The organism is Nostoc sp. DSM 114167, from assembly GCF_052692655.1.
Genome location: NZ_CP195116.1, coordinates 2,598,008 through 2,612,106, shown reverse-complemented (window position 1 = coordinate 2,612,106; position 14,099 = coordinate 2,598,008). Strand labels below are relative to the sequence as shown.

Annotated in this window: 15 protein-coding genes and 1 pseudogene; 4 read left to right on the top strand and 12 right to left on the bottom strand. The window is 41.8% G+C overall.

What is annotated here, in order from left to right; translation table 11 throughout:
• Positions 1-37: 37 nt before the first annotated feature.
• The 3 genes and pseudogenes from NSTC731_RS11225 to NSTC731_RS11215 all read left to right on the top strand — a co-directional run.
• A pseudogene (locus tag NSTC731_RS11225) lies at positions 38-229 on the top strand (TetR/AcrR family transcriptional regulator); the annotation flags it as partial.
• 99 nt (positions 230-328) lie between these two features.
• Positions 329-652 carry a TetR family transcriptional regulator C-terminal domain-containing protein gene (locus NSTC731_RS11220; RefSeq protein WP_445632067.1) on the top strand — a complete coding sequence of 108 codons (324 nt, stop codon included), beginning with the start codon at positions 329-331 and terminating at the stop codon, positions 650-652.
• A gap of 481 nt (positions 653-1,133) precedes the next feature.
• Positions 1,134-2,039, top strand: a complete 906-nt coding sequence (locus NSTC731_RS11215; protein ID WP_445630864.1) for a cation diffusion facilitator family transporter — start codon at positions 1,134-1,136, stop codon at positions 2,037-2,039.
• 381 nt (positions 2,040-2,420) lie between these two features.
• Here NSTC731_RS11215 and NSTC731_RS11210 read toward each other — a convergent pair whose 3' ends face one another.
• From NSTC731_RS11210 to NSTC731_RS11160, 11 genes are all read right to left on the bottom strand, one after another.
• Positions 2,421-2,825 (bottom strand): response regulator, encoded by a 405-nt coding sequence (locus tag NSTC731_RS11210; RefSeq protein WP_445630863.1) that lies wholly within the window; start codon positions 2,823-2,825, stop codon positions 2,421-2,423.
• Between the two features lie 782 nt (positions 2,826-3,607).
• Complete coding sequence (gene guaA, locus NSTC731_RS11205; RefSeq protein WP_445630862.1) at positions 3,608-5,227, bottom strand: glutamine-hydrolyzing GMP synthase; 1,620 nt, start codon at positions 5,225-5,227, stop codon at positions 3,608-3,610.
• A 223-nt stretch (positions 5,228-5,450) separates the two neighbouring features.
• A complete protein-coding gene (gene cbiD / locus NSTC731_RS11200) occupies positions 5,451-6,566 on the bottom strand; it encodes a cobalt-precorrin-5B (C(1))-methyltransferase CbiD (protein WP_445630861.1) in 1,116 nt (371 codons plus the stop codon).
• A gap of 351 nt (positions 6,567-6,917) precedes the next feature.
• A complete protein-coding gene (locus tag NSTC731_RS11195; RefSeq protein ID WP_445630860.1) occupies positions 6,918-7,226 on the bottom strand; it encodes a DUF5615 family PIN-like protein in 309 nt (102 codons plus the stop codon).
• Positions 7,220-7,558, bottom strand: a complete 339-nt coding sequence (locus NSTC731_RS11190; protein WP_445630859.1) for a DUF433 domain-containing protein — start codon at positions 7,556-7,558, stop codon at positions 7,220-7,222. The genes NSTC731_RS11195 and NSTC731_RS11190 overlap by 7 nt, the downstream gene beginning before the upstream one ends.
• 22 nt (positions 7,559-7,580) lie before the next feature.
• Positions 7,581-8,039, bottom strand: a complete 459-nt coding sequence (locus NSTC731_RS11185) for a hypothetical protein (RefSeq protein ID WP_445630858.1) — start codon at positions 8,037-8,039, stop codon at positions 7,581-7,583.
• A 19-nt stretch (positions 8,040-8,058) separates the two neighbouring features.
• Complete coding sequence (locus tag NSTC731_RS11180) at positions 8,059-8,256, bottom strand: DUF433 domain-containing protein (protein WP_445630857.1); 198 nt, start codon at positions 8,254-8,256, stop codon at positions 8,059-8,061.
• Positions 8,257-8,344: 88 nt separating this feature from the next.
• Positions 8,345-9,289 carry a hypothetical protein gene (locus NSTC731_RS11175; protein WP_445630856.1) on the bottom strand — a complete coding sequence of 315 codons (945 nt, stop codon included), beginning with the start codon at positions 9,287-9,289 and terminating at the stop codon, positions 8,345-8,347.
• 182 nt (positions 9,290-9,471) lie between these two features.
• Positions 9,472-9,768: a DUF7734 family protein gene (locus NSTC731_RS11170; RefSeq protein WP_445630855.1), complete on the bottom strand. Its 297-nt coding sequence runs from the start codon at positions 9,766-9,768 to the stop codon at positions 9,472-9,474.
• A gap of 36 nt (positions 9,769-9,804) precedes the next feature.
• Entirely contained in the window at positions 9,805-10,401 is a 597-nt protein-coding gene (locus NSTC731_RS11165) for a DUF3177 family protein (protein WP_322673383.1), read from the bottom strand.
• Positions 10,402-10,878: 477 nt separating this feature from the next.
• Positions 10,879-11,124 (bottom strand): Calvin cycle protein CP12, encoded by a 246-nt coding sequence (locus NSTC731_RS11160; RefSeq protein ID WP_445630854.1) that lies wholly within the window; start codon positions 11,122-11,124, stop codon positions 10,879-10,881.
• A 363-nt stretch (positions 11,125-11,487) separates the two neighbouring features.
• Here NSTC731_RS11160 and NSTC731_RS11155 point away from each other — a divergent pair, with 363 nt between their 5' ends.
• Positions 11,488-12,720 (top strand): FIST signal transduction protein, encoded by a 1,233-nt coding sequence (locus NSTC731_RS11155; protein ID WP_445630853.1) that lies wholly within the window; start codon positions 11,488-11,490, stop codon positions 12,718-12,720.
• Between the two features lie 194 nt (positions 12,721-12,914).
• Here the strand turns inward: NSTC731_RS11155 and NSTC731_RS11150 are convergent, their stop codons facing one another.
• The gene (locus NSTC731_RS11150) at positions 12,915-14,042 is read right to left on the bottom strand and encodes a metallophosphoesterase family protein (protein ID WP_445630852.1); all 1,128 of its coding nucleotides are present in this window, start codon (positions 14,040-14,042) and stop codon (positions 12,915-12,917) included.
• Positions 14,043-14,099 lie beyond the last annotated feature (57 nt).

The following is a 14,099-nucleotide window of genomic DNA, read 5'->3' as shown; positions in this document are numbered from 1 at the left end:
AGCATGGGGGTAAGCCTATCAAGAAATTATTATACTGATGAGTATGAAACAGGAAAAAATCACTGCGGCCATAGGCCGACCCCGCGAGTTCGATATCGATGACGCGCTCAATCGTGCAATGTATGTGTTCTGGCGCAAGGGCTATCTAGGCACATCCCTCTCGGATCTGACCGAGGCTATGGGCATTAATCGTCCTAGCCTTTACGCTGCCTTTGGGAACAAAGAATCTCTATTTCGCAAAGTGCTGGCTCGTTATGCCGACGGGCCATCAGCCTATCTTCGTGAGGCTCTCAAAGAGCCAACTGCGCGCCAGGTCGCCGAGCGGATGATGCACGGGGTTGTTGACTTAGGAACCGATCCGCACAATCCACCCGGATGTCTCTGGGTTCATGGCACGCTTTCATGCGGAGATCCAGCCGATCCGATCCGGCAGGAATTGTCTGCACGCCGAGAATCGAGTGAAGCTTCTGTACGTAAGCGTTTCGAGCAGGCGATTTTGGAGGGGGACTTGTCGGCTGATTCCGATCCAGCGGCTCTCGCTCGCTTTGTCGTGACAGTCAATTGTGGAATATCAGTTCTGGCGGCAACCGGAGCTACCCGAACGGAACTCTTGCAGGTTGTGGAGACAGCGTTGCAAGCATGGCCTCAATAGGCTACATATAACACCTATTTGATATTGTATGGACATTTAAGGTGGAAACTGTCAGATTTCGCTCCTCAAATTTTGACCATTTTCTGAATAAACTATGAGCTTCCTTATCCTTATCAGCTAGTAAATAACACTCATTAAGCCGATCGGTTATTTAGAGTAAATACAGACTACTGATGGTCGTCATAATATCTTTGAATACAATTCGATATGATATCAGTTGATGTATTAATAACAAAGTTAATTAAAACATTACTTAAAAATTAATGCTAAAAATACGCGGTTATTTCTAAAGCCATTAACAATGACTATCCAGCTTGTAGCTGCCGTTAGTTAAAAAGAATCTCAATAAAACAATCTAAAATATAGAGACTATAGACAGATTTAACTCTTACTGTGTAAGACTTTGATACACTTTATTTGTGTTTATTTGTATTTTGAGGTCTACATTAGAAGTCATAGAACTTGATGTGATAAATTATCTATGACTTACGATAACCGCGCCGAAGTAAGAAAGGTTTTAATTATTACTCTATTACTCAACCTGTTTGTAATGGGATTGAAAGCAATTGTGGGCTACTGGACAGGTTCTTTGAGTTTACTAGCTGATGCCTTGCATAGTGTGACAGATAGCGCCAACAACGTTTTAGGATTAGTTGCGAGTAAATTTTCTTCTCCACAACCCGATCGCGAGCATCCCTACGGACACAGCAAGTTTGAAGCAGTAGGCGCTCTAGGAATTGCCTCATTTTTAGGAATAGCCTGTTTTGAAATTCTGCAAGGAGCAATCGAACGAATTCTCAAAGGTGGTGGTGAACCGATAAAAATATCGCCCCCGGAATTGTGGTTATTACTAATTGTGTTGGGTGTGAATATTTTTGTGGCGTTTTATGAACGTGCTGTGGGTAAGCGGGTAGGTAGCTCAATTCTGATTGCTGATGCGACACATACCATGAGCGATGTTTGGGTGACAATTTCTGTAATTGGTGGCTTGATAGGAGTTTGGCTAGGTTATCAATGGATGGATTTGGTATTAGCTTTTCCTGTCGCCTTGTTGGTATTTTGGAGTGGCTGGTCAGTTTTAAAAGAGAATTTGCCTTGGCTTGTAGATCGAATGGCGATCGCACCAGAAGCAATACACGCGATCGCAACTTCTGTTCCAGGTGTAATTAACTGTCACGCGATCGCTTCTCGCGGCCTTCTTGGTCGTCAAGTGTTCATTGAAATGCATTTAATAGTGGATGCATCAGACGTAGAAACTGCCCACCAGATCACTGAAGAAGTAGAAAGCCGATTAGAAGAACGATTTCGTCCAGTGAGAATTTTAATTCACGTCGAGCCACCAGCATATAAATCTGAGCAAATTAGTTTTGAAACTGGATTTAAATAGTTTAGGAAATTGAAAATTACGGCTTTTTATAATGCTCGCAAACCTTATAAGTAGCGATCGCTCATAAACAAAGAAAAAGAAAACTCATTTTTAGTCTAGAATCTTTGGCAAACATAACATCGCTTCAAATCGAGCAGATAAAAAAATGAGAGAGTATACAGATAAATAAACCAACAGACTTAAGTAGATAATTGTTTATTTATTTTTAATCAAAGGTGAATTTTAGTTGGTGTGTAGATGAGAAAACTTCCATCTAAGTACATCGGGTTTACACCCAAAAAAATCGGTAACTCTCAAATAACCAATTCACTTTTAGATGAGGAACATGGGGCAGATAAGGTAAATAACAAATAAAAACCGACAAATGACTGCATCTTTGTATTAACTCTTATAAGAAGCAACCAAATCTGCGACGATCGCAACTAGTTCTCCAGGATCGACAGGTTTAGCCACATGAGTCTGAAAACCCGCTTCCAAAGCACGGCTACGATATTCGCTATCACCATAAGCAGTTAAAGCGATCGCTGGAAGTTTTCCATAAATATCAGGCTTTAGTGCCCGGATCTTGCGGATAAGGGTGTAGCCATCTTCATCAGGCATTGCAATATCACAAATCAAGACATCTGGTTGCAACTCAGGTAATACTTTCAATGCTACCGCTGCCGATGCAACTGCCATAATGGTGGCTCCATCAGCTTCCAACACAGTAGTAATGTAAAAGCGGCTATCATCATCATCATCAACTACGAGGATGTTTAAGCCAGCAAGGGAAAGGGCAGGTTCCATAACATCTCCATTAATGTTGATCGAATGAAATGTATTTCTAATAAGCTATTTATTTTTTATCTCTATCACCATACCATTGGTAATTTTACTGCGATCGCGCCTATTTTCCTAAAATATAACTTAATTTGTCTAGTCACCATCCAATTGATGCTTAATTATTCACTGGTATTTATAATTATTGACTGGATAAAATTATGTTATTGTTTAAATTCCTTTACATTAAAAAATTAACTTTAACTATTCGTTAAATTTTAAAAATAATCTTGCTAACTACTGACTGCTTTATTACTAACAGGTTTGAATTCAATACTTTTCGGATAAACCCAATAATCTCTTTTTTGGTCTGGGGAAAGGTTAAAGGGCAAAGGGGGAAAGGTAAATTCAAACCCTTTCCCTTTCTCTTCCCCAAAACCCGAAAAGTATTGGGTTTGGATTTTGATGCAGCTTGAAAAAAGTCAAAAAAATAGACAATGCCGAATCTTAAAACTAGTCAGGTCGGCATTGTCATTTTTTAATCAATACAGTTTGTTCAGATCGGCTCAAAACCTAGATGTAGAGACGCAATTTCTCGCATCTTTAAAAACCAATTATCTAGACCAATAACCCTTAAGCTTATTGAAATGAAGCAGCAGACGCTCTAGATCCAGTCAGGAATTAGGAGTCAAAAGTAATACACCTAACTATTAACTTGCAAACTGCTGTATGTGAATTTCAACTCCTGCAAGTAATCTGAACCGTAGTAAAGAGTAATCAGCTTTTAGTTAAGTCAACTCAAAACTTGATTACTCCCATTCAATGGTTCCAGGTGGCTTAGAGGTGATGTCATAAACCACGCGATTCACCCCTTTTACCTCATTCACAATTCGAGTAGAAATCACTTCCAGGACATCATAAGGCACTCTTGCCCAATCAGCAGTCATGCCATCTTCACTGGTAACAATCCGCAAAACAATGGGGTAAGCGTAAGTACGTTGATCTCCCATAACGCCAACACTACGAATCGGTAGCAATACAGCAAATGCTTGCCAGAAATCATGATACATACCGCGTTGGTTAATTTCTTGCCGCACAATCAAATCAGCATCGCGCAAAATATTTAACCGCTCAGATGTAACTTCCCCCAGAATCCGAATTGCTAAACCAGGCCCAGGAAAAGGTTGCCGTTGAACAATTTCTTCTGGTAAACCAATAGAACGCCCAAGTTTACGGACTTCATCTTTAAATAGTTTCCGCAGTGGTTCGACCAATTTAAATCTTAGGTCTTTGGGCAAACCGCCAACATTGTGATGACTCTTAATTTTCACCGCTACCCGCTCACCAGTTTGGGGATCTACATTGGTGTCCGCAGATTCGATGACATCTGGATAAAGAGTTCCTTGAGCTAGATAGTCAAAGTGACCGAGGCGCTTGGATGTTTCCTCAAATACACTAATAAATTCGTGTCCGATGCGGCGGCGTTTTTCTTCAGGATCTGTGATTCCGGCAACTTTAGCCAAAAAGCGATCGCGGGCGTTAACATATTCAACAGGAATGTGAAACTGTTCTCGAAATAGCTTTACCAATCGCTCTGGCTCATATTTTCGCATAAAGCCTTGATCGATAAACACGCAAGTCAGTTGCTCGCCAATCGCTTTGTATAGCAAGAAAGCCAGAGTAGAAGAATCCACTCCACCAGACAGCGCTAATAGCACCCGCTTTTCACCAACTCTGGCGCGAATTTCTCGAATTGCTTCTTCAACAAAAGCCGCTGTTGTCCAAGTGGGTTCGCAATCGCAGATATGGTAGACAAAATTACGGATTAATGCTATACCACCAACTGAATGCACTACCTCTGGATGGAACTGAACGCCGTAAAGTTTCTTTTCGTGGTCAGCAATAGCAGCACAGGGAGTATTTTCTGTATGTGCTAACAATTCAAACCCTGATGGCATTTGGATAACTGAGTCTCCATGACTCATCCACATGGTAGTGCCATCTTCAACATTAGTAAGCAAATCTGTGGGATCGTCAATATATAATGAAGCTTTGCCGTATTCACCTCGATCGGCTTTTGCCACTTCCCCACCAAGCTGATTTACCATCAATTGCATCCCATAGCAAACACCCAAAATGGGTATTCCCAAATTCCAGATTTCTGGGTCACAATGGGGAGCGTTATCACCATAAACTGAACTTGGTCCACCTGAGAGAATTATTCCCTTGGGATTGAGTTGGCGCAAATGTTCAGAAGTAGTGCGATAGGATAAAACTTCCGAGTATACTTGAGTTTCGCGGATGCGACGGGCAATCAGTTCAGAATATTGAGAGCCAAAATCCAGAATTACAATCAATTGGCGATCGAGCCGCCCAAAAGTTTCCAATGTTTGGGGCGCTTGTTCTGTTGGTATCACCGCTGTATTCATGACGGGAGTGTTATGTCTGTAAAGGGTAGATGCATTGTGGTCTATGATGATGCTATTATTTAGCCTGGGTAGGCTAATAATGGTATAGAGAGCCTTTACAAACGCGAGTTTATGTGCGTTTGTCTATTCCCTGAGTCGGAGATGGTATTAAAACGATAACTTACCCTAGAGTGGTTACTTAAAGGATTATTTATTTGGATTGTTTACGATTATTCATAATAAATTAACATAATTTTCCCATCAACAGACGAGCAGTTTTACTCTTCACGATAATTTTGCGATCGCGATCGAAGAGAATAGAGCCACATACTGTTAATTTTTTGCCGCTTTCGCTATGGCTTTGAATGTATTCTTGGGCACGAACATCAATAGTTTCGGCGATCGCACTGTAAACTTTATTTACCCAATCACTACCAGTTGCAGTATCTAAGGATTTTAGGTGTGTTAGTGCTGCTTCAGCAGTTGCACTGTTAAATACAGCTTGGATATCTGGTGATTTTAAACCTGCGAGCGCACAGTGCGCTGCCAAAATTTCCCGTCGTCCATCAGCTAAGTAGTGATGGGTATGAAAAATCCCGCCAGCCAGCTTCATCAGCTTACCGTGATAGCCAAATAATAAAATTTCTTTTACACCCAGCAGATCAGCTTCTACTAACATTGGGCCCAGCCAGTTAGCAGTTTTTACCAGTTGTTCGGGATTAATCCCTAGTTTACGCGCCAAATCTAGGCCATTCTCGCCGATACAAAATACTAAAGTTTCAAAATGACTGGCTTTATTTTGTAATTCCGCCCGAAAAACTGCAAGCTGATCGGGTGTACTTAAGGGTTGAGAAATACCAGTTGTGCCTAAAAGGGAAAGTCCTTCAACCACACCAAAAGCAGAATTTGAAGTCCGAACAGCAAGCGATCGCCCTTCGGGTAGAATAATCGTCACCGTGATTTTTTCCCCTGGTGCTAGTATCCGTTGCAAATTCTCTTGCAACAGCTTTTGAGCATAAGCATAAATAGCTGGTTTGTCATCAGCATTCGCCTGTTTGCCAATTCCTTCCCCACCTTTAATAATGACAGCATCATCACCCTGTTCTCGCCATTCCACCAATGCCCAAATGGGTGTATCTTTAGTTAAATCGAGATTATCACCGGGATCGCTGCGAGCGATCGCTAAAGCTGTATTTTCAGATAATCCTGCTACCTGTTCAATGGGGATTTCGGCTATTTGAGCCGGTTCAATCAAATCTATAGAGGCAAAAGTTAGGGATTTGCGATCGTGTAACCAATGTAAAGCAGCGACAGCAGCAGCGCAGGCAAATACTGGTAGTGTGTATCCAGAACGGGACATTTTGTAAATTCAACAGTCAAAAGAATTGTTCAAAAATAAAGACAGTTTCAGATAGCTTGCTTTCTTCAGGATAACGGCTAAGACGATCGGCAGCAGATATTCTTTGCATCCACGCCAACGGCTTTTGGTGTCCGCTTCATCGCTTTGTTAGACCGCTTTACCAGGGTAGATACTGAACTTGACCTTCTAGTTCTCCCTCCTGGCTACACTCTACAAGTACAAGAATATCTTCAATGACGCGCCCGACGGGCTTTCTGGGGCAGGTTTTTTTGATTAGACAAATTTTTGGGATTTTAAAACCAAAACCATTGTCTGAGAACTTAAAACTACGTTCAATAATTGAGAACATTCTCAACTATTTATCGAAAGCCTAAAAGCCTGCCCTTGAAAGCGCCCGACGGGTGCATCTAGGCTGACTTCGATAACTCCTGGCATGGTCTGACCTTGCCTAACTCGATCGTATGCATAGCGAGTAATTGTAGAAACGTCATGGGTAAGCAGGATACATCCTTCTTGGGCTGCCCAATCCAGGATAGTTGGATCGTCTTTGCCTGATAGTCCAACATCTTGTACACGAACGATGTCAATTTTCGGGCTACGACGGGACAATCCTCTAACAACCGTATTATCGAAATTTTCATCCGCAAAGAATTTTAACATGCTTCCTGTGCTGCTTTGCGGGCAAGCAAGCGATCGCGTAAGCCTTGTGGGTCAAAATTCGCTTGATTTATTGCCCGAATCTCTTGTGATTGCTGGCGTCGCTGTTGCAAGTAGGCTTCTACTTCCAGTTGATGATTGAGGTAGAAGGCGATCGTAGCGTAAATGTCAGCCAAATTGAGCGACGGATAGCGATAAACAATTTCCTCAGCTGTCGCGCCTTGCTTAAAGACAGCAACCACAGTGTCTAATGTGACGCGGGTTTTACTGACTAGAACTACACCATCCTCATTCGATTTTAGAGGAGCAAGTTCGGCAATAATCGATAGTGTCATGAACGCCTTCCAATTTCATAAATTAGTCAAGATAATAATTTCGACCACCTTCAAACATAGATTCTAGCTCCTCAACTGCTGCAAGAATTGCCTTTATATCTCCATCTGAAGCCAACTCTTTAATCTCTTTGAGACGTTCCAACACTCCTGCTTTCCCATCTGGCAGCAATGCATTAAAGTGATACCAATTGTAGAGGTGATAGAGCAGGTGATACGTAACACCGATATCTAGTTGATGACTAGGTTCACGTAGAAATAACTCTAAATCAACTAACCAGTCTATTGCGGCTTCAATTCCATCAATGTAAGTGTGAAAAACAGCAGTTTTCAGCATCTCCTCTGGTGCATTGGGATAAGCTTGGCGAAATGCCTGTTTTGCCTCGCTGCTCAAGTTGCTACGTTGTAGCAAAGTTCGTACAATTTCCCAACGTTGTTCTCGACTGAATTGTTTTGGCGTGTTCGCATCCTGTGACTGTTGCATCTAAGCCCATCCAATAATGCTAACAGTGTAACCAGTCTGTTTTAACTGCGATGATATCTTCGGAAGTTAATTCAGAAAAATCCTCTAGGATTTCTGCTTCAGTCATTCCACCAGCAAGATATTCCAAAATATCATAAACAGTAATTCGCATTCCCCGAATACAAGGTTTACCACTGCGTTTTCCAGGATCAATCGTAATAATGTCGTGGTAATTCATAAAAAAGTAGATAACCTTTCTTTGGCTATCACAGATCAGTCTTGATCGGTCTGCTCCAATACAGTATTAGCCTGCTGAAAACACATTGTTAGACTGCCCATACAAATACCCGATACACTAATCCATTACTGAGAATATATAGAGAGCCTCCTCTACCTACAACACTTTCTGCAATAATTGTTTGTCCTGCCTCATCTGTAAACTTGAGTTGTTTGAGTAGTTTGACCTTGCCATTGTTGTTCAGAGAAAACAAATGATACGTATCTCGATCATCATATCCTCCACGAAATAAGGCTCGACTACCAGAAACAGCAAAACCATCACTGCCCGAAATAGGCATATTCCACACCGACTGAATTTTCTTATGATGTAAATGAACGAGTGGGAATTCTGTGTAATAGTACAACCAGACATCTGTATCAGATTCCACATTTAATGCATAACAATCACAAATGGAATCTAAGCCATCCGTTGGCTGAAAATCGTATATTTTATTTCCCGTTGAATCCCATGCAACAAGCCCAGACGATCCAATTGGCTCATCCCAACCAAAATTCCCGAAAACTCCTTCATCAAAAAAACTAGTCCAAATGGTTCCGTTTGAAGTTGTTTGAACGGATTGGATGCCATCGCCAAGCAGGATTTCTCGACTAAATTTTCCACCAAGGCTATAAATACGACCGTTTCTTTCAAAATCATTCGGACTTTTGTAATGACAACGGGCACATACAAGCAGTATCTCTTTTGCAGGAAGAGGTTGAATATCGTGAATGTTAAATTGTTCTTCTGCAATATCAATGTCGAGTGTTAGCCTATCTTCTTGAAAAGCGATTATGCGGTAACTCTGCGGAGTATCTGGAGTCGTTTTTGCAAAGCTTGCCCATCCTGGCTGTTCAGTCCGGTAATCGAGTGGTTGAACAGCAAGCACGACATAAACCATTTCATCGAAACCAACATTGAATGCAACAATGTTTCCGTCGGTTACAACGGAATTCAATTCAGCAATAGGTGATAGCGGAAGCATTTTTTGCAACTGGCGATCGTCACTGAACTAAAATAATGAGAGAATAGAGTAGGCCTTTTGGCAAAATTACGAATTACGAATTACGAACTTGTACTGAGCGTCTTGCCCTGAGCGAAGTCGTTGGCGTGGTCACTGAGCGTAGTCGAAGTGCAGCCTCTCCAAGAGTTGGGAGCCGAAGTATTACGAATTAGTTAAACACCTACTTCTGATAATAGAACTTCCATAGCTTCCCAAGAAATTCCTTGTTGAATATAACGGGGTGCTTCAGGATTATAAGGACTGGCTACTCGGTCAATGTTGAGGATGTTTCCCCCATCTGGTAGAACAGGTACATCTGCATCAAATGCCGTTGGACGCATCAAAGAACTGGAAAAGCCTTTGAAAACAGCAATCGTATCTTGCTCATCGGCAATTTCCACCGTTACAAGTAGGACTTCTTTGGTGCGTTTAGCGGTGTATTGTTCCAGTCGCTTACCAATGGAATTCATTTTTTTTAGAGTAGGGGTATGGTGGCGCAACGACGGTTACTGTGGTGTGGCTGAACGTCCTTGTTTGCCCAGCTTAATCAAAACAAAATAGCTCAAGTAAAGCACATAAATTACTAAACTAGTTATGCCAAGAAAACCTAAAAACTCAGCCTTGCTGTTAGCATGAAAATATTCTTTGAATAGCAACGGAGCCTCGAACCAGACACGACAATAGGGAGTCTTCAGCATATTGCCAGAAAAAGCACAACCCAAAAAAGGTATAAATGCTAGTGCGCCCAAAAAACAATAAACAGTTGTCGCCCAGCGCCAAGAAGTAAAAATCAATTTCAAAGAACCACTGGTTTGATACTCAATTTCGTCGTTGATATCCACCCAGAACCACAACGAAATCGGGATCAAAATCTGAGCTATCAACCCAGAGATAAAGCTAACTGGATACTGGGCAATCATTAAGTAAACCGTGATTGCCACCAAGCTTGATACTCGCCAGTATATAGCCAATAAGCGTTGTATGCCTTCCGCTTTTTGTACAAATGCCCAAATTAGAAGAATTAGCGGAATAATTACCAGGAATAATACTGCCAGTCGGTAATCAATCCAGACGAAAGGTCGAAACCAAATATCATAGTCCATATTTTTTCTCAAACAATAGATAAAGAAGAAGTCAGGAGTCTGAATAAATCAAGTTCGATTTTATACTAATACCTGATTGTAGACTACTAAATAAGGCAGGGGTATTAAACCCTTTTATTCAGGAGTCAGTCGGACTCCAATTCATCCTGAATTCTTCTTGATAATAGTTTATTGAACCTCGTATGACTAGAAGTCACGAGTATTACAAAAAATTTATAGGGGCGTACACATGTACGCCCCTAGTGCCAATTAATTGGTTGTTTAATTGATGAAAATCGCAACTTATCCCTTTGGAAGAAACCTATTGATTCAAATAAGAAATTTATTTTTTGTTTCCCCGACTCAAATCAGTAGCTCCAAAAACGCTTGCGAGTGGAGGACATTGGTGAGTTTCCACGTCCTCCACTCTAGGCGTCTTTTTTAGTCAATACTGGTTATTTGCTCACCAAACAACAGAAAATCCAGTTATCTCAATTTCTAGTCGTCGTAAACCCGGCATTCAATTGCTTCTGGGTTGTCATCACAATACTGTTCTAGAGAATTTTTGGGCTTGTTTTGGCGCTTGTGGGAAGCTTCGGCTTGCAATTCTTCTACTGCATCCCAAGCCGCAGCACACTCTGGTGAGTTACTACCGTTAAGATCGCAGACAGTACGCGCTTGTTCCACTTCTTGTTGGATTTGCTCTTGGATATTGCTTTTTGCTGTTTCTTGGATGTTGGTCATTGCTTTAATCTCGTTGTGTGTTGTTAATACTAGTATAGAAAATGGCAGTTTTTCGCTTGATTAATAACCATTCTAACCATTTAGCTGATGGGAAGTTAGTTTTTTAGCCATTGATTTATAACCAATACAGCAAGCTACTCTATCTATAATGCATTTACCTTTATTTTTTAAGATTTTGTGGAATTAGTAGCATAGATAAATAATCATACAATATATTTAGATGCCTATATTAGGGAATGACAACTCCAGCTTCTTGGGATGGAGGAGACAAAGGGTTGGCATCAATTATTGTCAGATGCAATTCTTCCCAAAATAAAAAGTCAAAATCTACTAGCCTAAAATAGAGAAAGAAGCTCAAAACTCATGGCAGACCAAATGCAGTGGGCCAATGCCCTATCAACCCGTCATTCTCTGGAAGCCGCTGTTACAGATGTGGTAGAACGAGCTGTTTCATCGTTAACAGCACCTGCGGATTTAGGACTGGTATTCATTTCGTCTGCTTTTACGAGTGAGTATTCCCGACTGTTACCCTTGTTAGCTGAGAAACTTTCTGTGCCTGTGCTAATTGGCTGTAGTGGTGGTGGTGTAATTGGGAGGACAGTTAGCGGAGAAACCCAAGAATTAGAAGCTGAACCAGCTATTAGCTTGACTTTAGCACACCTTCCAGGGGTGAAGATTCAAGTTTTTCATGTTGTTGCTGAAGAATTACCTGACTTAGACAGTTCGCCAGATGCTTGGCTTGATTTGATCGGTGTACCTGCATCACCGACACCGCAGTTCATATTGTTGTCTAGTTCTTTCGCCTCTGGAATCAACGATTTGTTACAGGGGCTAGATTTTGCTTATCCAGGATCGACGATCGTGGGAGGACAGGCTAGTGGTGGAGGTATGGGTGGTCGTGTTGCCCTTTTTTGTAACGATACTAACGGTGAGGAACAGCAAAACTTGTATCGCGAAGGCACTGTTGGTATAGCTTTGACTGGCAATATTGTTTTGGAAACGATTGTCGCTCAAGGATGCCGACCGATTGGCAAGCCATTGCAAGTTACAAAAGCCGATCGCAATATCATTCTAGAGTTAGACGAGCAAGTGCCTCTAGTGGTGTTGCGAGATTTGATTGCTAGTCTCAGCGAACAAGAACGGATTTTAGCACAGCATTCTCTGTTTGTTGGTGTGGCAATGGATGAATTTAAGCTGACTTTGCAGCAAGGAGACTTTTTAATACGTGGTATTCTTGGGGTCGATCCAAATGCTGGGGCGATCGCAATTGGCGATCGCGTCCGTCCTGGTCAAAGGCTGCAATTCCACCTCCGCGATGCCCAAGCCTCTGCTGAAGACCTCGAATTACTCCTCCAAAGTTATCAGCACCAACGAGAATCTGAACCCTCTGCTGTAGCTGCTTTGATGTTTTCTTGTCTGGGACGAGGTGAAGGACTCTATGGTAAACCTAACTTCGATTCTGAACTATTTCAGCGTTACCTTAACGATATTCCTATAGGTGGCTTTTTCTGTGGCGGTGAAATCGGCCCTGTTGGTGGCAGAACCTTTTTACATGCCTACACTTCAGCATTTGGAATTTGTCGCCAAAATCAGTAATCAGTGCTAAACCAATTTTAGATTTTGAATTTTGGATTTTGGTGAAGCAGCACGGTCTTGGGGAGCCAGTGCAGTCTTGGGGTTTCCCCAAGTGGAGCATCTGGCGTGGTTTCCCCCATGAGTGATTGCTGAACCCGAAGGGATTGAACTAAAAATCTAAAATCTAAAATCTAAAATCTAAAATTGAATCACTCCTAACTCTTATTCAGTACAAGTGTGCTGTTATTATCAATCATCGTCAAATTTCCAGCAGTGGCAATGCCTGGATGAGGTTGTAATGCACTATATGTCTGAATGTAGCGCCGCACTTCTGGAGGAAAATGAGGGTAATCTAACACCGCATCCCCATCGGCAATAGTTGCCCAGAAATCGCGCAAACCAGGAGCTAATTCTTTTGCCTGTGATAATGGTAAGTTTAATGGAGAGTGAGTTAGTAGCTTAATTAAAAAAGGGAAAGAGCGATCGCCCATCCACTGCCTTGATGACTGTTGCAAGTCGGGGAACTCAGGCAGTGACTCTACGCGATGGGATAAAATTTGCAACGATTCTTTACCTTGGTTATCTCGATGAAATTCTAGCACTCGATAAGGGTGAGGATAGCTAACTAAAGAACCAGTGGTAATATCATATACCCCATCTGAGTAAGCAATATCCTGAACGTGCAAATGCCCTGTAAATACTAACTTGACTCCGTAGCGCCTCAGCAGCTGCAATAGTTCTGCTGAATTGGACAACATATAGCGATTTGCCAGTGGATGGTTCGATTGATTGGGCAAATGTTCCACTACATTATGATGCACCATCACCAAAACTAAATCATCACCAGATGCCGCTAGCACCTCTTCTAACCACCGTAGCTGTTTGGCATCCAAATACCCCACTTGCTCTCCCCGATCGTTAAAGGAGTTAGAATTCAGTCCAATCAGCTTAACTCCAGGCAATAACTGACGAATGTAGTAAATCTGCTGCGGATCTTCGTAGCCAAACTTTGTGTAATAGTAGGGAAAATCGGCAAAAGCAATCGATTGCCGATCGCCTAACAACACAGGAACGTCATGATTACCAGGAACAACATAGACGGGAAAAGGTAGCTGGGCTAAACATTGTTGTAACCAAGTGTGGTTCTCTGGTTCGCCGTGCTGGGTTAAATCTCCTGGCAACAACAAGAAATCTAAATCTAGTTGTGTTAAATGTTCTAGTACACTTTTAAATGCTGAGATACTTACTTCTACCAGATGAAACCGGCTAGGGTGATCCCAGATTGTGTGAGGAAGTGCCAGATGTAAGTCGCTGACTACCGCAAAGCGAAAATTGAGAGTCATTGATTTATGAAAATGTTAAAAGCAGAGGTTAAAATAAGCCTTTTCCCAAAAGTATAA